This is a genomic window from Aliamphritea ceti (assembly GCF_024347215.1).
In the GTDB taxonomy this organism is placed as follows: Bacteria; Pseudomonadota; Gammaproteobacteria; order Pseudomonadales; family Balneatricaceae; genus Amphritea; species Amphritea ceti.
Genome location: NZ_AP025282.1, coordinates 4,407,315 through 4,427,365, shown reverse-complemented (window position 1 = coordinate 4,427,365; position 20,051 = coordinate 4,407,315). Strand labels below are relative to the sequence as shown.

The 20,051-nt window shown below is 47.1% G+C and carries 13 protein-coding genes; 6 read left to right on the top strand and 7 right to left on the bottom strand.

The genetic code is table 11. From position 1 onward, the window contains the following. Positions 1–53: 53 nt before the first annotated feature. Positions 54–656 carry a LysE family translocator gene (locus OCU49_RS20035; protein WP_261842317.1) on the top strand — a complete coding sequence of 201 codons (603 nt, stop codon included), beginning with the start codon at positions 54–56 and terminating at the stop codon, positions 654–656. A gap of 95 nt (positions 657–751) precedes the next feature. Here the strand turns inward: OCU49_RS20035 and OCU49_RS20030 are convergent, their stop codons facing one another. From OCU49_RS20030 to OCU49_RS20005, 6 genes are all read right to left on the bottom strand, one after another. Continuing rightward, positions 752–2,917 carry a TonB-dependent siderophore receptor gene (locus OCU49_RS20030; protein ID WP_261842316.1) on the bottom strand — a complete coding sequence of 722 codons (2,166 nt, stop codon included), beginning with the start codon at positions 2,915–2,917 and terminating at the stop codon, positions 752–754. A 116-nt stretch (positions 2,918–3,033) separates the two neighbouring features. Beyond that, positions 3,034–3,363, bottom strand: a complete 330-nt coding sequence (locus OCU49_RS20025; protein ID WP_261842315.1) for a hypothetical protein — start codon at positions 3,361–3,363, stop codon at positions 3,034–3,036. Beyond that, positions 3,353–5,062 carry a PepSY-associated TM helix domain-containing protein gene (locus OCU49_RS20020; protein WP_261842314.1) on the bottom strand — a complete coding sequence of 570 codons (1,710 nt, stop codon included), beginning with the start codon at positions 5,060–5,062 and terminating at the stop codon, positions 3,353–3,355. The genes OCU49_RS20025 and OCU49_RS20020 overlap by 11 nt, the downstream gene beginning before the upstream one ends. Positions 5,063–5,389: 327 nt before the next feature. Continuing rightward, positions 5,390–6,811 carry a molybdate ABC transporter ATP-binding protein ModF gene (modF, locus tag OCU49_RS20015; RefSeq protein ID WP_261842313.1) on the bottom strand — a complete coding sequence of 474 codons (1,422 nt, stop codon included), beginning with the start codon at positions 6,809–6,811 and terminating at the stop codon, positions 5,390–5,392. Between the two features lie 211 nt (positions 6,812–7,022). After that, the gene (ilvC, locus tag OCU49_RS20010; protein ID WP_261842312.1) at positions 7,023–8,498 is read right to left on the bottom strand and encodes a ketol-acid reductoisomerase; all 1,476 of its coding nucleotides are present in this window, start codon (positions 8,496–8,498) and stop codon (positions 7,023–7,025) included. Positions 8,499–8,886: 388 nt separating this feature from the next. Continuing rightward, the gene (locus OCU49_RS20005; protein ID WP_261842311.1) at positions 8,887–9,714 is read right to left on the bottom strand and encodes a mechanosensitive ion channel family protein; all 828 of its coding nucleotides are present in this window, start codon (positions 9,712–9,714) and stop codon (positions 8,887–8,889) included. Between the two features lie 344 nt (positions 9,715–10,058). On the opposite strand from OCU49_RS20005, the gene OCU49_RS20000 reads away from it, so the two are divergent. After that, positions 10,059–11,810 (top strand): diguanylate cyclase domain-containing protein, encoded by a 1,752-nt coding sequence (locus OCU49_RS20000; protein WP_261842310.1) that lies wholly within the window; start codon positions 10,059–10,061, stop codon positions 11,808–11,810. Positions 11,811–11,968: 158 nt separating this feature from the next. Here OCU49_RS20000 and OCU49_RS19995 read toward each other — a convergent pair whose 3' ends face one another. Further along, positions 11,969–13,528 carry a BCCT family transporter gene (locus OCU49_RS19995; RefSeq protein WP_261842309.1) on the bottom strand — a complete coding sequence of 520 codons (1,560 nt, stop codon included), beginning with the start codon at positions 13,526–13,528 and terminating at the stop codon, positions 11,969–11,971. Between the two features lie 715 nt (positions 13,529–14,243). On the opposite strand from OCU49_RS19995, the gene OCU49_RS19990 reads away from it, so the two are divergent. From OCU49_RS19990 to OCU49_RS19975, 4 genes are all read left to right on the top strand, one after another. Beyond that, positions 14,244–15,248: a glycine betaine ABC transporter substrate-binding protein gene (locus OCU49_RS19990; RefSeq protein WP_261842308.1), complete on the top strand. Its 1,005-nt coding sequence runs from the start codon at positions 14,244–14,246 to the stop codon at positions 15,246–15,248. A gap of 223 nt (positions 15,249–15,471) precedes the next feature. Then, on the top strand, positions 15,472–17,415 hold the full coding sequence (locus OCU49_RS19985) for an ATP-binding protein (RefSeq protein WP_261842307.1): 1,944 nt from the start codon (positions 15,472–15,474) through the stop codon (positions 17,413–17,415). Continuing rightward, the gene (locus tag OCU49_RS19980; RefSeq protein WP_261842306.1) at positions 17,412–18,764 is read left to right on the top strand and encodes a sigma-54-dependent transcriptional regulator; all 1,353 of its coding nucleotides are present in this window, start codon (positions 17,412–17,414) and stop codon (positions 18,762–18,764) included. The genes OCU49_RS19985 and OCU49_RS19980 overlap by 4 nt, the downstream gene beginning before the upstream one ends. Before the next feature lie 200 nt (positions 18,765–18,964). Next, on the top strand, positions 18,965–19,951 hold the full coding sequence (locus OCU49_RS19975; protein WP_261842305.1) for a TRAP transporter substrate-binding protein: 987 nt from the start codon (positions 18,965–18,967) through the stop codon (positions 19,949–19,951). Positions 19,952–20,051 lie beyond the last annotated feature (100 nt).

The window sequence follows — 20,051 nt, the reverse complement described above, 5'->3', positions numbered from 1 at the left end:
ATAGACTAAGCGACTACACTGCCGCTATTGAAAATCGATGTGAGTGCAGCGTAATGAGTTTAGTGACCTGGTTATCACTGGTAGCAGTCTGTTGTCTGGGGGCAATGTCCCCGGGACCAAGTCTGGCTGTCGTGCTGCGTCATGCTCTGAGTAACAGTACACGCCATGCCGTAATAGCGTCCCTGAGTCATGCTATTGGTGTGGCTATGTGGGCCATGCTGACAATCTGGGGGCTGGCTGTACTGGTGGTAGAAACCCCGCAGATCTTCCAGATAATTACTTATGTGGGGGCCGCATATCTGGCCTGGCTGGGTATTAAAGCACTGCGTTCAAAGGGCAGTCAGTTAGCACTGGATGGGAAGCAAGTGCCCGTATCTGCGGCCGCCTGGGACGGACTTATGGTCTCAGTGCTGAATCCTAAGCTGGCTGTTTTTTTTATCGCGCTGTTCTCGCAATTTGTATCTGCAGATTTGTTGCTGACGGATAAGCTAATCATGCTATCGACCGTAACTGTGATCGATTCTGGCTGGTATATCCTGCTGACTGTTTTACTGGCAAGGACTGGGCTGTTAGCGAAGATGCAGCGAGGCGCTGCGACTGTGGATAAAGTCAGCGGCGTGGTGTTAATCGGATTAGCACTGAAAATAGCGATTTAAAACTTACCGGAACATCTGGAAAAAAGTTTAAGCCTTTTGCAGGGGCTTAAAGCCGGGCTGCTCAGGCAGTCCGGCTTTTTTTGTTTTGTGAAGTATCAGAACTCGTAACGGGCATTGAGCAGAATGGTACGACGCGCTCCGTAGTAGCAAGCGCTGTTGCCACTACAGGCCGAAATAAACTTTTTATCTGCCAGATTACGTACGTTCAGAGATAGCTGCCAGTCAGCAATGTCGTAGCTTGCCAGCGCATCATAAAGTGTAACGGATGGAGTACGAAGGGTACCGTATCCGTTGTCGCTGGAACCTACAAACCGGCTACCTAAACCAACTTCCAGTGCCTCATTAATTCGGTATTTACCGAATATGGAAGCCATATCTTTCGGGCGGCCCGCCAGTTCATTACCGAGGAACTTGCCAGTACTGTCTTTAGTCACTTCAGTCTTTGCATGGGTGTAGTTTGCTAGCAGGCTGAAACGATTCCAGTCTTTACGCAGTTCTGCTTCAAAGCCTTTAATCGTCACTTCTTCCAGTTGAATCCTGCTGCCCAGTAGAGGGTTGGCCGGATCGCGTTCCAGGCGGTTTTCCTCTGTGGTGTGGTAGATAGCAGTGTTCAGCGACAGGCTGCTGTCCGGTTGGAATTTTATTCCTGCTTCATACTGTATATTTTCCTGTGGTTTGAACGGATTACCGCTGCCGTCAGAGCCTGCAGTTGGATCAAATGCTGTGGCTACGCTGATGTATGGCGAGACACCATTATCAAAGTTATACAATGCACCTAAACGGCCGGACAGTTTATCACCGGAGCGTCTGGTGCCATTATCGAAACTGCTGGAGTAGTGTGACCAGCGCATCGCAGCTCTCAGGTCCCATTGATTAATTCGAATATTGTCTTGAAGATAGATGCCTTGCTGCTTCAGCGTATTGGTTGGCCGTTTAGTCAGTACGACATTTGTTGGCAGGTTTGGTGACGGGTTAAACGGGTCAACCTGTTTGGTTGCCAGTGTTGCAGCGTTATTTGTCTGGATGGCCGTTAGCAGACTGGTCTGGTCATTCCAGCGGGATTCTCTTAGCGTGTTATGGCTGAGGTCCAGCCCCAGGGTCACCTCGTGTTCCGCTTCACCTGTTTCGAAATTAGCTGTCAGTTGGTTATCCCAGCCCAATGAGCTGAGCTCACGATTGATGGCTTCGGATAGTACCGGCACATTATTGCCCGGGAATTGCGTATTGATCAGTGTTGTTGCATTAGCTCTTGGGAGGCCCTGGGCGACCAGCGCATCGATAATACCTGTTTTAGAAATAGCGTACTGGCTGTTGTAATCGCCTTCGCCCCTCAGGTAGCGGAAGTTAGAGTTGTATTTCCAGGTATCGTTGAACTTGTGCTTAAGCTTCAGTGTGACTGAATCAGTTTCTGTCTCGTATTTATCAAAGTCAGGATGTCCCAGAAAAGTATCAGTAGGCAGTCTCTGGTTTTCCGGTAGGCCAATTGTTGTTTCCTGTGGCAGGAACTGCAGGGTTGAACCGGACTTGTCACGTTGTACCAGGGCTATAGCCGTCAGGTCTGTAGCTTCGTTGATTTGCCAGTGCAGAGAAGGATTAAGCAGCAGGCGGTTATCTTCAACATGATCTACCTGTTGATCTGCTTTACGGCCTAAAGCCACCAGACGGTAGTTGAGATCATTACGACCCGCCACACTGCCCTGAGTGTCTAAACTTATCTGGGCACGGTTTCGGTTGCCTGCCTGTAACCCAATTTCGGTACGCTCTTCCCCTTGTGGTGTTTTAGAGTCAGCAGCAATAATTCCTCCCAGAGAGCCCTGGCCGTATAGAGAAGATACAGGGCCTTTTAATATCTGAATGTTTTCCAGTGTATAAGGTTCGATACGGGCACGGTTATAGAAACCATAGTCTGTGCGAAGCCCATCCAGATAATAAGACACATCAGCGCCACGGATCACCACGGTATCAGTTCGACTGTCGACGCCAAATTCACCTGCTTGCACACCTGCGTTATACGTCAGAGCGTCTTGCAGAGTTTGTGCGCCGGTATCTTTCAGCTGAGCCTGATTAATGATGGAAATTGAATATGGTGAATCGCTTATAGGCCGTGAAGACTTGGTACTGCTTGCAGGCCCTTCTTCCGAATAGCCAAGGGCCTTTGCGTTGATTACAACGGTTTCTTGCTGGGTTACTTCTGCTGCGAGTACCGCATTCGCGCTGCAAATCGCCAGCGCCAGCACAGAGGAGTTCATTCGGGGTTTCATAGAACTGCTTTCCTTATAAATTACAGGTGGTATACCTGATCAGGGCAGTGCCTGGCGAATAGCTGGGTGGGGCCTTGAGAGAGTTTTGTTATTTGGTTTACTGGCGGAATGTCTGCTTAGTGGCTGGCGTAATGCTCCGGTCCAACATCAAAAATATGGCCGGGGCCGGCATCAATTAGCAGGAAGTAATCTTGTTTTGGGGTGATAAAGTTAAATTTACCCTGTTGGTCTGTCCGGGTTTTATTCAGGCGGTACAGGTCCAGACTCATAACTTCAATTGAAAGATTAGCCGGGCTGATTTCGTCTAACTCAACTGAGCAAATCTGGCGGCTACCTTCAGTTTCACAACTGACATCAGCGCCGTCAGCATAACTGTGCGCAGGTAATATTACCGTTAGCAGTGCAGCGGTTGTGCATAATAGACGGCTAATGTTTTTAACGTCCATCGATTGTCTCCTTGCCGTTGGCATTCAGTGACCAGCTGGTCTGATATACCTGGCCGTTCCAGCCAATTGCAGTTAACCAGATCTGTTCATTGCCGGTTAGTGTGCGGGGCAGGTGAATATCCGCATGACGTGATCCTTTAGGGCCATGAATCAGAACTCCCGGAGCACGTAACGTGCGGGGTTCTCCGACCCTTAGATAGGTAAATTTGAATACTTCAGCGGCTTCGTCGGGCAGCGCAACATTGAAGTTGACCGAAGCATTTGGCCGGATAGGGTTGAGGTCTTTTTCCAACAGGCCGGCCACCGCATTCATCGATACTTTCCAGTTACTCACAGACTGAGGTTGGTATAGGAAGCCCGCACCTTTAGTGCCCTGACTGCTTAGTGTCAGGGCTATACCACAACCTGCGCAGATACCTAAAATTAGCAAAACGTTCATGTATTTGAATACGCCGAAAGGTCTGCCCCAGGGGCGTGTAATACGCCATGATTTATGCAGTCGGCGAATAAGAGTATTGCGGGAATAGACAATACGGGCGGCACGGGCAGTACGCTTCAGATTGATAATCAACCCACTGATACAGAGTGCCGTCATGCCTATTCCAAACAGAAACCAGATGAGTTTGATCAGTAAGTCAAAGGCGTTTCCTGAGGCCCAGTTGCCAATATGCAGAGGCGGCATAGCCATATCAGCCCGTTGTGCCGGTGTGTACTTATCAACAGTATGGCTGGCAATAATTTCAGCGGTAAAAGGGTTCAGGTAAAGCTTATTTTGCCGGCCGTTCGGCACCAGCCAGGCGTCGCCGGCGAAGGTGACTGTGTAAGGATCGGCATTGTGCTCAGGAGGGTTAATACCAAGAATCTGAGCGTCTGGATATGCTTTTCTGACGGTTGTGATCATGCTGGCAGCACTAAGCATAGTGCCTGAGACATTGTCGATGTCTGCGTAGCTAAGCAATGGCTTGATATTGGCCGGTTCCACTGGGTTTGGTGCATCCAGGTGGCTGATAAGTGGGTTTTCGTAAAACCACCAGGTGCCGGTAACGCCAATGATAAGCACAAACCATAAACTCCAAAGACCGATGAGCTTATGCAGATCAGACCAGAATAGCCGGGCATTCTGAGTACGGGGTAACCGGAAGAAGAAGCGCCAGAATTTTGGATAGGCGTACAGACCCGCGATCAGAGACAGTAGAGTGAGCAGACCGAATACGTTCACTACACTGCGACCAATTACGGGTAAGTACAGTGTAGAGTGAAGGAATCCAATAAAACGGCCCGGTGTCAGGACTGGTGTATCACCGTTAACTTCGCCAGTGTATGGGTCAATCCAGGCGTAACGGAAGCCGCCGGCAGCATCGTTAAACATTGCAAAGGATGCAAATCCAGGGTGCTGACTCATTGTTTCAAAGAAGCTTAAACCAAATTCCGGATATGCGGCCTGTAAGCGATCCAGTAATTCGCCAGCACCGAGCCGCACATCTCCTGGAGAGGCGCGGAATTCAGAATACAGTAACCAGTCGATTTCCAAAGACAGAACAGCTAAAGCACCACTGAGTAACACAACTGTAAATAACAGACTGAGTTTCAGGCCAACGAAACTGTGGATTAGAAATGCTGTGTATTGAACAGACAGAGGTTTTCGGGGCGCACGAAGAATATTCATCCGGGCGCGGAAGTAGTTTTGCAGGCCTTGCATACCAGAGCCATCCAATCGTCAGAAGCAATAAGGGACCAGGCCCTTTGGCTATAATTGCGGCGTGTTTCGCCGATCTTTGAATGGCTTGCTGACAGACGTATTTTAATGATGTCGTCAGCTGGCTGGTTCAGTATTTGCTGCTATTCAGGTAAGTTTTACCTATGGTAAAAAACAGCGGCTGGCATGTTAAAACAATGTAAATATTATTGCAAATCATTCCTATTAAGGTGTTTTTTCGAAGGTTATATCTAATAAAAACAGATGATTAGGAAAGGTATTCGGGAGGAGGAACTGCCTGACACATTAGGGCAGGCAGTGGGGGGGATGTTATTGATTTTTTTCCAATGCCAGATATTGATCAATACCTTTGATCTTGTCTTCCGGGTGATGGTTTACATAAAGCACGGTGGTTTCACTATCTGCACAGATTTTTTCAATCAGGCTAAGCACTAGCTGCCGGTTCATATCATCCAGGCCCAGGCAAGGTTCGTCGAGGATCAGTAGTGGTGGGTGTTTTACCATGGCTCTGGCGATTAGCAGCAGGCGCTGGTCACCGTAAGAAAGTTTGTTAAATGGCTGATCAGCACGGTCAGTCATACCTAATAATGCCAGCCACTGATCGGCAATACTGCGCTGACGGTCAGTATATTTGCTGTACAGACCGATGCTGTCGTAAAAACCGGAGATAATAACATTTCGCAGGCTGATACTGACTCGGTATTCCCATTGCAGAGCAGTGGATACATAGCCTATGAACTGCTTAATTTGCCAAATACTTTCACCGCTACCGCGCTGAAAACCAAACACGAAAATATCATTCACATAGCATTGTGGATGATCGCCGGTAATCAGCGACAGCAAACCGGTTTTACCACAACCGTTAGGACCACTGAGTTGCCAGTGCTGGCCAGGATTAATCGTCCAGTTCAGATTCTTGATAATGGCTTTATCTGCATATTTGATGTTTATGCCGTTTAGCTTTACCAGAGGGTCTTGCGGATTTAATGCTGGAATGGCGGTTTCAGGATCTGCATCAGGTACCTGTAAATCAGTGGTCTTCAGGTGTAGCAGTTTATACAGCTCGTCATATGCTTGCTGATCCTGTTTATCGATTGTTAGCTGCAGACGTCCATGATCCATATAGGCAATATGAGTAATAAAATCCGGAAACTCATCAAAGCGGTTCAACACCATAATCATAGGTACTGTTTTGATCAGCGAACTTAAATAGGCCTGTAACATGGCCAGCGTATCCACATCCAGTCCATCAAAAGGTTCATCCAGTACTAGCATATCCGGTTCACTGGCGAGGGCGCGAATCAGCATTACCTTACGTGATTCACCAGTGGATAACTTCCGAAATGCCCGTTCTTGCAGGTATTCAAGCTTAAACTTAGCGACTAAGTCGTCAATTAAAGTCTGGTTATCAGATACCTGTGCGATGATGTCTTTTACCGATGTACCTTCAGTAATCACATCCATGATATCGGCATCATCTTTTTTCAGTTCAGCAGCAATCAGTTCTGCCTGAGCTTCAAATGAAACCAGGCCGACTTTGGCTGGCATGCCTTCAGCGCTGCCTTCGAGAATATCTCCCACACCGGCAAGAACGGCCGCAAGGGCTGATTTTCCCGCGCCATTGGTACCGGTAATTACCCAGTGCTGTTGTGGTTCGATTTTCCAGTTGATCTGCTCGAGCTGGAAGCGCTCGTCGAAGTCGACACTAAGATTGTCAAAACGGATAGTCATAATTTGCTCTGCAGTCTGTAATAGCCAGTTATAAAATGTAGGTAAAGAGCTTTGCAAAAGGCTTGGGTATTTTGGGGAATATCATTAGGCGTTTTACAAAGGTCTCTGTAGATATAAAAAAGGCCGGATACTTCTAAAAGAAGCGTTCCGGCCTTCGTATGCTTGCTTATCTGAACTTGTGGTTCAGACAGTCATGCCTGTGGAGAAAGTCTTATACGATTTTCTTCATGTCAGACATGTAGCCACGCAGTTCAGTACCGATTGCTTCAACCGGGTGAGCACGCAGAGCAGCGTTAACTTCGATCAGACGCGCGTTGTCTACGCCGTTGTCAGCAAGGTCCATGCCTTTACCGATAACGTCAGTTTCGATGCTCTTCATGAAATCTGTCAGCAGAGGCAGACACGCGTGGTTGTACAGGTAGCAACCGTATTCTGCTGTATCAGAAATAGTCGCGTTCATTTCGTACAGTTTCTTACGTGCGATAGTGTTAGCGATCAGCGGTGTTTCGTGCAGAGACTCGTAGTATGCAGAGTCAGCGATGATGCCAGCAGCTGTCATAGTTTCGAAAGCCAGTTCAACACCCGCTTTAACCATAGCAACCATCAGGATGCCGTTGTCGAAGAATTCCTGTTCAGAAATTTCAACGTCGCCTGCCGGAGTCTTCTCGAAATTAGTCTCAGCAGTTTCTGCGCGCCAGCCCAGCAGGTTCGCATCGTCGTTCGCCCAGTCAGCCATCATGCCGCTGGAGAAAGCGCCAGTCATGATGTCATCCTGGTGCTTGTTGTACAGTGGACGCATGATAACTTTCAGTTCTTCAGACAGATCGAAAGCTTTGATCTTCGCTGGGTTAGACAGACGGTCCAGCATGTTAGTCACGCCGCCGTACTTCAGGGCTTCAGTGATAGTTTCCCAGCCGTACTGGATCAGCTTAGACGCGTAACCCGCATCGATGCCTTTCTCAACCATCTTGTCGAAGCACAGGATAGAACCAGTCTGCAGCATACCGCACAGGATTGTCTGCTCGCCCATCAGGTCGGACTTAACTTCAGCAACGAAAGAAGACATCAGTACGCCAGCTTTGTGACCGCCAGTACCAACAGCGTATGCCTTAGCCAGAGCCAGACCTTCGCCTTTAGGATCGTTGTCTTCGTGAACAGCGATCAGGGTAGGAACACCGAAACCACGCACGTATTCGTTACGTACTTCAGAACCTGGGCACTTAGGTGCAACCATGATTACTGTCAGGTCGTCACGGATCTGCATACCTTCTTCAACGATGTTGAAACCGTGAGAGTAAGACAGGCAAGCGCCTTCTTTCATCAGCGGCATAACAGCTTCAACTACAGGTGTGTGCTGCTTATCAGGCGTCAGGTTCAGTACAACGTCAGCTGTAGGGATCAGTTCTTCGTAAGTGCCAACGGTGAAACCGTTTTCAGTAGCACTTTTCCAGGACTGACGCTTTTCAGCAATAGCAGCAGCACGCAGTGTGTAAGAAACGTCACAGCCGCTGTCACGCAGGTTCATGCCCTGTGCCAGGCCCTGTGCGCCACAACCGATAACAACAATCTTTTTGCCTTTCAGCGCTTCTACGCCTTCATCGAATTCGTTCAGGTGCATGAAGCGGCATTTAGCCAGCTGAGCCAGCTGCTCACGCAGTGGCAAAGTGTTGAAGTAGTTATTAGACATGGTCTGTGTATCTCTTTAGTTAGCCTGTGAACAGGCGTTCATTATTCTGCTTTACGGCCTGTCAGCCATAAAAGATTATTCCGAGTCGCGGAGCATTATATAGAGATGCTCAGTGACTGTAATGGGGCAAGTTTAGTGTAAAGTTTGTCTTGCGTATATTGATATATTTGGATGGCAGTGTTGCAAAAAATGAAATGCTTTTCTGGAATGAATTATCAGCATTCAATTTAAGTAATTAATAATGGAAGTCTTGGAACGGTAAGCAGGCGAATACAAGTTACTGACGGCAGTGCTCTATAGTTTTTCTGCGTTGTGAGCACTGCTGCCTGTGGATGAAAATGTAGGTCTGATTTTATTTTGCTGCCTTATTTTATTTAGCTTCCTGGCTTTATTGCTGACTTAACAGTGTCACTTCTCGCTGCGGGAATGGAATCTCAACATTATTCGCTTTGAATGCACTGTAAACCGCGGCGTTGATCTGAAATTGTGTTTCAAATAATTGTCTTGTAGGCACCCAGTAGCGGTAGGCGATATTCACGCTGGAATCGCCAAACGAGGCAATACCCACCTGCGGTAAAGGCTTATCAACAATGTTTGAGTTGTTGCTTAATTGCTGTTTGATCAGAGTAATGGCCTGGGCCGGATCGGCGCTGTAGCTGATGCCAATTTCTGCTTCAACAACGGTATTTTCGAATGAGTTTACTAATACTTCCCCGACAATATGCTTGTTTGGAATAGTGATGATCTCGCCATCTTCGGTTGAGAGCAGGGTATAAGCCAGACGGATTTCTTCTACAACTCCGCAAACATCATTACAACGGATGGTGTTACCTACTACAAAAGGTCGGGTGATTATGATGGTGAAGCCCGCACCGTAGTTAGAGAATACACCCTGCAGAGCAAACCCAATACTCAGCGATATAGCACCGATTGCAGCAATAAAGGGGGCGACACTGATGCCGAATTTGCCGAGGCAAATAATGGCGACCATGGCGATAAGTAATAGCCTGACGGTGCTGCTGATAAAGTGGCTAAGTGTGATGTCGACATTATGTCGTTTACAGAGTTTGAGTGTCAGATTGCCAACCCAGCGGGCAACTATCAGACCAAGGATAAGGATGATAATGGCGCCAATGACCTGAAAACTGTAATTGATGAAGAAATCAATAATCAGGTTGTAGAAGTGGGTGAGTGTTTCCAGCTCTTGGTCGATCATCTTTATTCCATTGTCGTGCGGTATTTGTATAAAAGCTATCAGCTTCCCACTTGGCGGACAATCTTTTCGGTCAGAATTGATAAGGCAGAGGAGAGCTCGTCACAATTTCTAATAGTCGGTCAGGAAAAATGGAGAATGTTCTTCTCAGAAAGCCATGTAGTTCTGAGCTGATCGTTCATGTTACTTAATGATTTTTCTGAGCTGTTTTCACACAAGTGTTTGAAAATTATTCAAGAATTAAGAGGCGATTCCCCTTCAACTCGTTATACTGCAATTGTTGATATAGCCAGGGTAAGGCTAATTTCTGACTGGCAGGAAGGTCAGTCTTTACGGAGTCTACCTGAATGCTAACGATCAATAAGTATTCATTATTTACTTTTACACTGACGCTGGTTTTTATTGCTGTTATTACGTCTGCTACCGGATTTGCAATTAACAATATTGAGCAAGCCACCAAACTGCAGATTCGCGCATCGTTACAGACTATTCTTAAAACCACAGTTACCACTTATCAGATCTGGATACAGTACCGTAAGCGTGATGCTGTCGAGCTGGCAATGTCTTCCCCTGTTCAGGCTATGTTACATGGAGGCTCCGGTACTGAGCATCATCAAGGTTCATTAGCAGAGTTACGCAGCTTTATTGGGCCGGTTTTACAACGGGAAAAGGATCTGGGGTTTTATATAATTTCACCGCAGCGGACGAATATAGCCTCTTTGCGGGATGAAGAATTACATAGATTAAACCTGATACAGATGCAGCGTCCCGATTATCTGGATCGCGCATTTCAGGGTGAAACCCTGTTCATACCAACTTTGTCGTCAGATAGCACTGACACCGGGCAGGTGTCGGCAGAGAGCGCGCACCTATCTATTTTTGTTGTGTCTCCCGTTAAGCAGAATGGTCAGGTGAAAGCTGTACTGGCTTTGCAGATCAACCTCGATACTTTGTTTAATCATGTGTCTGGACTGGCCCGGCTGGGAGATACAGGGGAAACATACGCCTTTGATAAAAATGGCATGCTGCTTACTGAAAGTCGTTTCGAACACCAGTTAGTTAACAGTCGATTAATTAGTCACGACAGTAACAGCATTATGAATATTCGTATTACTGACCCTGGTGGTAATACTTTGCTTGGCTTTAAACCGGATACATTACCGCAGCAGTGGCCGTTAACGATCATGGCTGCCAGTGCTACGCAGGGCATTTCAGGGTCTGATATGAATGGGTACCGTGATTACCGTGGGGTACCTGTATTTGGTGCCTGGTTGTGGGACCACGACTTAGGCTTCGGCATTACCTCTGAAATAGATGTAAAGGAGGCTTTGGCATCCTACTATCAAACGCGTCAGGCAATATTGGGTGTTCTCACGGTTATTTTAGTGATGACACTGTTATTACTGGCTTATGTGGTACGGAGTCAGCAAGTTAAAAAGCAATATCTGCAAAAAGCGAAAGATGATCTGGAACAGAAGGTAGCGGTTCGTACGGCGGAGCTGAATATTACCCGGATGGAGCTGGAAACAGCCAACCGGGAGCTCGAAGTACTGGCTACTACAGACAGCCTTACTTCATTGGCTAACCGGCGTTGTTTTGATGATCATCTGGAAAAAGAGTGGCTTTATTGTCAGCGTGAAAATAAATCTCTGGGTATTTTACTGGTAGATATCGACTACTTTAAACGTTACAACGATTTTTATGGTCACCCATGCGGCGATGAATGTTTACGCAATGTGGCTAAAGCGTTGCGTAATATAAATGTGATTCGCCGTCCTGGTGATCTGATTGCCCGATATGGAGGGGAAGAGTTTGCGATTATTCTTTCTGCACCAAACTCTGCTTACATGAAGGACGTTGCTGAGTTACTCAGAAACGCGGTTTATCAGTTAAAAATTGAGCATCAGGCATCTAAGCTGACAGAAAAGTCAGTCACCATAAGTGTGGGGTACGCACTGGCTGTTGATTTACAAAAGGTAACAGCAGAGACACTCATCTCCCGGGCTGACCAGGCATTGTATAAAGCAAAATCTTTGGGGCGAAACCAGAGTTGTGCTGATGACGATACAGCATCCAGGCAGGAACAGACCGCCAGCTAATCTTTAGTTGATAAGGCGAAAGAGTAATGCAGTATGTTAACGGTTTAGTGAGTGATTAGTGTATTGAGCAAGAACGGACAGCCGTGTTGTTGCTGAGTTGCAGAATTAAAAAAGGCGCTTCAATTGAAGCGCCTTTTTATTATCAGCCTGAGTTAGGCTTATAAGCCTTGCTCATCTGCCATCTTGCGCGCAATTTGTGGTGCGCTCCAAAGTGATGGCAGCAGTACCAGTGATACAGGTACTGCTGTTACAACGATAAAGGATTGTAGTGCTGAAATACCGCCTGAACCGATAGAGATCAGGATGGCAGCCATAACACCCATTGCCAGGCCCCAGAACACACGTACAGAGCTTTGTGGTGAATCATGACCGGTCATTACCATGGAGATTGCATATGTCATGCAGTCGCCGGTAGTCGCAACAAAAATAGTTGTCAGGATCAGGAACAGTACAGAAATAGTGAAGCCCATAGGCAGCTGTTCGGTAATCGCAAGCAGTGCCGCCGGTAAGTTAAAACCGGTAAAGGGTTCAGAAATAATCCCAGGGTTATCCAGCTCAAAAGACAGACCACTCCCGCCAACAATAGTGAACCAGAAACAAGTGATTACCGGTGCAACAATCGAGATAGTCAGTACCAGCTCACGAATACTACGACCACGTGAAATGCGTGCAACAAACATCGCCATCAGCGGGCCGTAGCCCAGGAACCAGCCCCAGAAAAATACAGTCCACCAGTCTAACCAGCCTGGGCTGGCACGGAAGGTCGCCATAGAAACGAATTTATCAATGTAGATACCGAAAGAGTGCAGGTAGCTATCAATGATAAACGCAGTAGGGCCGAAGAATAAGATGAAAGCCATCAGGCCAACAGCCAGTGCTACGTTTAAGTTACTCAGAACCTTGATGCCTTTAGTTACGCCGCTCACTGCAGAGAGGGTATAAAGTGCCATCAGGCCAATCAGAATTGTTAGCTGAGTGGTATAAGTATTTGGAATGCCGAACAGCTTTTCCAGACCGAAACTTACCTGCAGGCCAAGGAAACCTATTGGACCAACAGTACCGGCAACAACTGCTAATACGCAGCTGGCATCAGCAATGATTGCGATAGGTCCTTTCAGTGCACGTTCGCCAAAGACAGGGTAAAGCAAGGTACGTGGCTTAAGGGGCAAGCCTTTTTCATAGTGCAGGTACATCAGTACGATGCCGGTCAGGCTGCCTAAAATAGCCCAGGCCAGGAAGCCCCAGTGCATGAAGCTCTGGGCCAGCGCGTTATAAGCTGCTTCCGGAGTGCCAGTTTCACCGCCAAATAAAGGTGGTGGTGAAGTGAAGTGGGCCATTGGTTCAGCTGCAGCCCAGAAAACACCACCGCCTGCCAGTAGGGTACACATCAGGATAGAAACCCAGTTAAAGGTTGTCATCTCAGGTGCTTTCAAACCACCTAGCATAACTGAACCCGTGCGGCCGAAGCTGAGAAATAATCCAATCACGAATGTCAGTAACAGAAGTACTTGCCAGTAGGCACCGAAATACTTAGTAGACAGCGCAAATGCACTGTTCACCATGCCTGATACGAGCTCAATATCGTACATCGCCATAATAGCGAACAGCACGAGAACGCCACCGCTGATCAAGAATACAGGAAGGTCGACCCCTTCCAACATGCCTTTCCTCTTAGTGCCTTCGTAGGCACCAGATGAAAGAGTGCTTGTGTTGCTCATGAGATTGTCTCCTGACAAGTCGTTATTTTTATTGCAGGTGACCGCGAAACGGTCGTTTTTTTGTCAATGTAAAAAGTACCGGGTGCTACTGAATATGCCGAGCACAGAAGGTCTTTGTACGTATTTATGATGGGCCTGAGCCCTGATCCAGGATGTAGAAACAGTTGGTGTGGCTATTATCAGCAGTGCTGATATTGGCGACCGGCGTTGTACCGTCTGATCATTTGTTGGTGGTGCTGCGTTAGCAGCCTGAATCAGACATAGTGGTCTTCAAATTGGATTGCGCTGATCATAGGGAAAGCAACTCAATAATAAAGTTAATAATAAATATCATTTGATAATAGAAATTTATCGTAGTTGTGGATAAGTGAGCGGTGCTCTAATAGCTCAGGGTGAGAGATGCTTAATTCTGGGCCTAAAGCTGATCGCAGGTGATGTCAGGTATGGTTCAACTTTGTTGGTTGTATGTGAGAGATAAAGGCCTGTGAGGGTGCTTTCCAGAGAAGAGTCAGTTAGTCTCAGTTGTACATCAACTGGATGGGAAGTGGGCTAATGTAGCACTTGAAAATATGCAGGTTTGCACTATTTTCGACTGAAACTATCGTTTAGTTTTTCTATTAGAGGCCATAAATCATTCTTATAAACTTTATTAAAGATTCTTAGCCTGTTAAGTTTATATTGAATAAATGTTCAATAATAAAAAAGAGGTTCGAAAATGCTTAAAAAGGTATTCGTGAAAGGCCTTATAGCTGCCGCCGTAATGGGTGCATCTGTTACCGCTATGGCAGAAGACTGTGGAGACGTATCGATTGTTGAGATGTCCTGGCCGTCAGCAGAGTTTGCTGCAAACCTGGATAAACTCATTCTGGAAGAAGCTTTTGGCTGTAACGTTACATTAGTTCCGGGGGCGGCGATTACCAGTCTGGCGTCAATGGAAGCTAAAGGACGTCCACACATTGCCCCTGAGTTTTGGGCAAACGCAGTTATTAATCAGTTACGTAAAGCAGAAGATGCCGGCAAAGTGGAAATTACCACTAAGCTGATTCCGGATGCTTACGAAGGCTGGTATGTATCTGAATTTGTTGCGAACAATCATCCGGAGCTAAATACCGTTGATGATGTTCTGAAGCGTAAAGATCTGTTCCCTTCTAAAGAAGACCCAAGCAAAGGTGCATTTGTTAACTGTCCGTCCGGCTGGTCCTGCCAGGTGTTGAATGACGGTTTGATCAAGCCAAGCGCTTATAACCTGGAAGGTAATGGTTTCGTCAGTGTTGATCCGGGTTCCGGGGCTGGATTGGACGGTACAATTGCTAAATCATACGACCGTAACGAAGCATGGTTTGGCTACTACTGGCAGCCTTCTGCTGTAATCTCAAAGTATGAGCTGAAAAAGTTGGATTTTGTTGACGGTTACGAACAGGACAACTGGGATAACTGCGTCTCCGATCCTGAATGTGATACGCCTAAACGTTCCCGCTTCCCAGCTTCAGATGTATTTACAGTTGTTGCCAGTGAGTTTTCCAAGGAGAACCCTACCGTCGTAGAGTATCTGAAGAAGCGCGCTTACAACTCCGATCAGGTAGGTAAAGTACTGGTTTACATGCTGGATAATCAGGCTGACGGTGAGACAGGTGCAATTGAGTTCCTGAAAACTCAGGAAGATGTCTGGACTCAGTGGTTAAGCCCTGAAGATGTTGCCAAAGTTAAAGGCGCAATCTGATTACGCTGATTGACATATCTTAGAAGCCTTTCTTGAGTAATGGCTTTGTTTAAAGATAGAAAGATAAAAAGGGATTCTTATTAGGATCCCTTTTTTTGTATGCGCCTGTCTATATGATCTGCTTTTGATACCTGCATTCTTATTCAGGAATGCTATGTCCGGGTTTCTAATTAATCCCTGTTATGACTATCATGCAGCATAGATTCATCAAGGCATCCTGTTTATGAAACCTCGTCACCGTCTTGGGCTCCGTGGTCGACTGTTTATTGCATTTGGCGCGCTGAGTGCGCTTACTCTGTTGGCCAGTATTGTTAGCTGGATCTCTTATAACCGTTTGGGAGATGAGTTTAACCGAGTCGTAGAAGGCAATATTTATACTCTGAGTCTGATGGCGGATCTAAAGGAACGTGGCACCACTATCACCTTGATGGCACCAACGTTGTTGGCGGCGAAAGATGAACAAACCAGGCAGCAGATACACCGTGAACTAAACCTCAATATTACGGTTATGAGCGATCTGTTACCCCGAATCTCGGCTGTCACCCAGGATCATCAGGCACAACAAGCGCTGTTTGGGCAAATCGAAACATTGAGCAATACCCTTGCGGAACTCGATCGGAATGTTTTCCATAAGCTGGAAATTCAACGCCAGAAAGAGTCGGAAAACCAACGTCTTAGATGGGTTGCGTCGAGTTTTCTGAGTGACATCAATACTCTGACAGAGAATGTTCAGCAGAATTTATTTAGTCAGTTTAATCAGGATTTTCCGGATTCCTGGATAGTCATGAATAACTTTGGCAAGGATGCAATCAGCACCATTAATGCTGATTTACAGCGCTTATTCAGAATCAAAGCGGATGTGAATCTGCTGATTAATCTGGTGGACCGTGCCCAGCATCTGCCCGATCTGAACTCACTGATTGCCACACAGACCCATTCAGATGAAATTATTACCCGCATAAAGCAGGATCTTAAGGCTGTTGAACAATTACACGGAGTACAGGCGCTGACGCAAACAGTTGTGAATATTGTCTTTCTGACCCGCGGTGAAAATAATATGTTTACCATTCGGAGCCAGGAACGGGGGATTCTTGGCGAGGGTGAAGCGTTGCTAGCGCAGATTCGGGAACAGCTGGGATCTCTGAATCAGTTAATTGCTGTTCAGACCAATAAGACTGAAGCGGCGGCGAAAAGCTCTGCAGAGAATGCTCAGGGAACTATCAAAAAGAGCCGTATCTGGATGCTGCTGATGGTGGCAGCGAGCTTACTGTTTTCTATTTTAATTGTCTGGTTGTATGTCGGGCGAAACATGGTGGCGCGAATTACCAGCCTTGATACCAGTATGCGGGCGATCGCCAATGGTAATCTTGATGCCAGAGTGCAGGTGAAGGGTCATGACGAGATAGGCACGATGGCGCGCTCACTGGTGAGTTTCCGTGATCAGTTAAGTAGTTTGCAGGAAGAGCTAGTGCAGGCGGGTAAACTGGCGGCACTGGGACAGTTATCGGCAGGTATTGCTCATGAGATTAATCAGCCACTTTCCGCCATCGGGCATTACTCGCATAACGGCGTACGTCTGATTCAGTCCGGCCGGCTGGAAGAAACTGAGAAAAATCTTAATCAGATTTCTAATCTGACTAAGCGCGCCACGATTATTATCACCCGTCTTAAATCCTTAGCCCGCAAACAACAGGACAACTTTGTGGCCGTGGATCTACTGCAGGTTGTGGATAACGTTCTGCTGATGCTGGAAGGTGATGAGGTACGTAAACTCACCGACATTGACGTAAGCTTTGATGCGCAGCCAAGCCTGGTATATGCGGATTCTATTCAGCTTGAACAGGTGATGCTCAATTTGTTGACGAATGCGCTGGATGCTATCAGGGAGCAGGCGGATAAACGCATTCAGATTAGCTGTACAAAGCGTGATGAACGTTTGGATGTTTATGTCCGGGATAATGGGCCAGGTATCAGCAGCGACCTGAGCGATAATATTTTTGAGCCTTTCTTTACCACTAAACGTCGCGGTCAGAATCTGGGCTTAGGTCTGTCGATTTCCTATAACATAATTAAGAACTTTGGCGGCAAACTGACGGCGGAGAATACACCGGCATCAGGGGCGTCGTTTTGTATCCAGTTACCCGAGTATCGGAGAAGTAATGCATGAGTACTGCCATGACTGATGGCCAGGTAATCGTTATTGACGATGAAGAGATCGTTCGTGAATCAATGATTCAGACCCTTCAGTTGGAAGGGTATAGCGCTGTTGCATTTGAAAGCCCACAGGAAGCTATGGCTGTTTGCTCAGTGGCATGGCAGGGGGTGATTATCTGCGATGTGCGCATGGACATTATGGATGGCCTTAAAGTACTGGAGCAGGTGCTGGAGATTGATCCGGAAATCCCTGTGATCATGTTTAGCGGTCACTCTGATATAGCAATTGCCATTCAGGCAATCCGTATGGGGGCTTATGACTTTCTGGAGAAAACCGATGATCCGCAACATCATCTGAACACTGTTCAGCGTGCCTGGAAAAAGCGTCAGCTAGTGCTGGAAAATCGTTCATTGAGAAAAGTGATCGAAGGCCAGCATGAAATTGATAAGCGCTTAGTCGGCCAGACGCAATCTATCCGGCGGCTGCGTGAAACGGTATTGCAGTTAGCACAGGTGGATGTAGATCTGATTATCAATGGTGCTACAGGAACGGGAAAAGAGGTTGTTGCCAGATGTTTGCATGACTTTAGCCCGCGGGCAAAAAAGCCGTTTGTGGCGCTAAATTGCGGAGCACTGACTGAATCGGTCATTGAAAGCGAATTGTTTGGCCATGAAGCGGGCGCTTTTACAGGGGCCCAGAAACGGCGCACTGGTAAAATAGAATACGCCAGTGGCGGTACGCTGTTTCTGGATGAAATAGAAAGTATGCCGGCCTCACTCCAGGTTCGTTTACTTCGTGTGCTGCAGGAGCGGGTGTTACAGCGTTTAGGCGGCAATGCCGATATCGCAGTGGATATTCGGGTACTGGCAGCTACAAAGGTAGATCTGCGTGAAGCTGCTGATGCCGGTGACTTCAGGGATGACCTTTATTATCGCCTGAATGTAGCGGGCCTGGAAATCCCTTGTCTTGATCAGCGGAAAGAAGATATACCCTTACTGTTTTCTCATTTTGTGGACCGTGCTGCTCAGCGGTTTAGCCGGGACAGCCGACCGGTACCTGCTTTGTTACTGCAGCAGTTGAGCATGCAAAGTTGGCCGGGGAATGTGAGGGAATTACAGAATGCAGCTGAGCGTTGGGCGCTGGGGCTCACCATTGATAATGTCAGCCCGGTAGTTGAATTCACTGATGGCAGTCTTGATGAGCGGGTAGAAAGCTATGAGAGGGAGCTGATTTTTGCTGCACTGAAAGCGAATAACGGCCATGCAGAGCAAACCGCTAACGCATTAGGTATTCCCCGCAAGAAGCTTTACCTGAGAATGAAGAAGTATGGGCTTGAGCGTCAGACTTTTTTGGATGACTGAGTCAAAAGTGACTCAGTGGCGATAGATATGCAGTGTCAAAAGTGACTCAGTCATGCTTTTTATGTTTTCTTCGGTTGTTGATAACTTTTTGTTTTTGAACAGATAAAAAATATTTTTCAGAGTTGGTACAAGCTTTGCCATATAGGTAATCAGCACATGCCATTGGTATCGCTAATTAACCTTAACTTTGGAGAATAATAATGAAATCTGTAACCAAAAAAGCAGCGTTAATGCTGGCGTCGGTATTATCCCTGGGAACGGCAGCCGGCAGTTATGCTGAAACCCGTTGGGAAATGCCTACGCCTTATGGCGATGGTACGCATCAGACTCAGGTAGCACGCGGCTTTGCTGAAGAAGTGAGTGCCAACTCGGCTGGCAAGCTAACCATCAATGTTCATTCCGGTGGCTCGTTAATTAAGCATCCGGAAATTCACCGGGCGGTTAAAACCCGTCAGGTACAGATAGGCGAAGTATTTATCGGCCGCCTGGGTAATATTAATCCAATCTTTAAGCTGGATAACATTCCGTTTCTGGCAACTGATTTCGACAGTGCAGAAAAACTCTATCAGGCATCGAAGCCTGCACTGAGCGAAGCGCTGGCGAAAGAGAACCTGATCCTGCTGTATACCTCTCCATGGCCGGCTCAGGACCTTTATTCGAATAAAGCAGTTAATAGCCTTGCTGATCTGAGCGGTTTGAAAATGCGTTCATATAGCCCAACGACTTCACGGTTGGCAGATCTGATGGGTACAACCCCGGTAAATATCCCTTTCAGTGATGTTGCACAGGCATTCACCACCAATGCTATTGATGCCATGGTTACTTCTCCCAGCACAGGAGTGAACAGTCAGAGCTGGGATTACATTTCTAATTTCACCACTATCCATGCCTGGATTCCTAAGAACATGGTGTTTGCCAACAAGAAGATGTTCGACCGACTGGATGCCGACACTCAGCAAGTCATTCTGACAGCTGCAGCTAATGCAGAAAAAAATGGCTGGGCGCTGGGGCGGAAACTGGCGGTAGAGCATACCAATACTCTGGCAGAGAACGGCATGACTGTTACTGCACCAAGCGCGCAGCTTGAAACTGAAATGCGTCAGATCGGCGATACTATGATCAGCGAATGGCTGAATGAAGCCGGAAGTTCTGGCCAGTCGGTCTTTGATACTTACAAAGCACTTTAATCATGCTGTTTAACTGATGTCGCCCGTGCTGCACTCACGGGTAAACATCACTCCGTTTTTATGGCCTGAATATGTAAGGCACTGGTGTTTTGCTAACAGT

Bases quoted from the DNA above. Each gene is read 5' to 3' on its own strand.
- OCU49_RS20035 (WP_261842317.1), top strand. From the start codon at position 54: ATGAGTTTAGTGACCTGGTTATCACTGGTAGCAGTCTGTTGTCTGGGG.
- OCU49_RS20030 (WP_261842316.1), bottom strand. From the start codon at position 2,917: ATGAAACCCCGAATGAACTCCTCTGTGCTGGCGCTGGCGATTTGCAGC.
- OCU49_RS20025 (WP_261842315.1), bottom strand. From the start codon at position 3,363: ATGGACGTTAAAAACATTAGCCGTCTATTATGCACAACCGCTGCACTG.
- OCU49_RS20020 (WP_261842314.1), bottom strand. From the start codon at position 5,062: ATGCAAGGCCTGCAAAACTACTTCCGCGCCCGGATGAATATTCTTCGT.
- modF (WP_261842313.1), bottom strand. From the start codon at position 6,811: ATGACTATCCGTTTTGACAATCTTAGTGTCGACTTCGACGAGCGCTTC.
- ilvC (WP_261842312.1), bottom strand. From the start codon at position 8,498: ATGTCTAATAACTACTTCAACACTTTGCCACTGCGTGAGCAGCTGGCT.
- OCU49_RS20005 (WP_261842311.1), bottom strand. From the start codon at position 9,714: ATGATCGACCAAGAGCTGGAAACACTCACCCACTTCTACAACCTGATT.
- OCU49_RS20000 (WP_261842310.1), top strand. From the start codon at position 10,059: ATGCTAACGATCAATAAGTATTCATTATTTACTTTTACACTGACGCTG.
- OCU49_RS19995 (WP_261842309.1), bottom strand. From the start codon at position 13,528: ATGAGCAACACAAGCACTCTTTCATCTGGTGCCTACGAAGGCACTAAG.
- OCU49_RS19990 (WP_261842308.1), top strand. From the start codon at position 14,244: ATGCTTAAAAAGGTATTCGTGAAAGGCCTTATAGCTGCCGCCGTAATG.
- OCU49_RS19985 (WP_261842307.1), top strand. From the start codon at position 15,472: ATGAAACCTCGTCACCGTCTTGGGCTCCGTGGTCGACTGTTTATTGCA.
- OCU49_RS19980 (WP_261842306.1), top strand. From the start codon at position 17,412: ATGAGTACTGCCATGACTGATGGCCAGGTAATCGTTATTGACGATGAA.
- OCU49_RS19975 (WP_261842305.1), top strand. From the start codon at position 18,965: ATGAAATCTGTAACCAAAAAAGCAGCGTTAATGCTGGCGTCGGTATTA.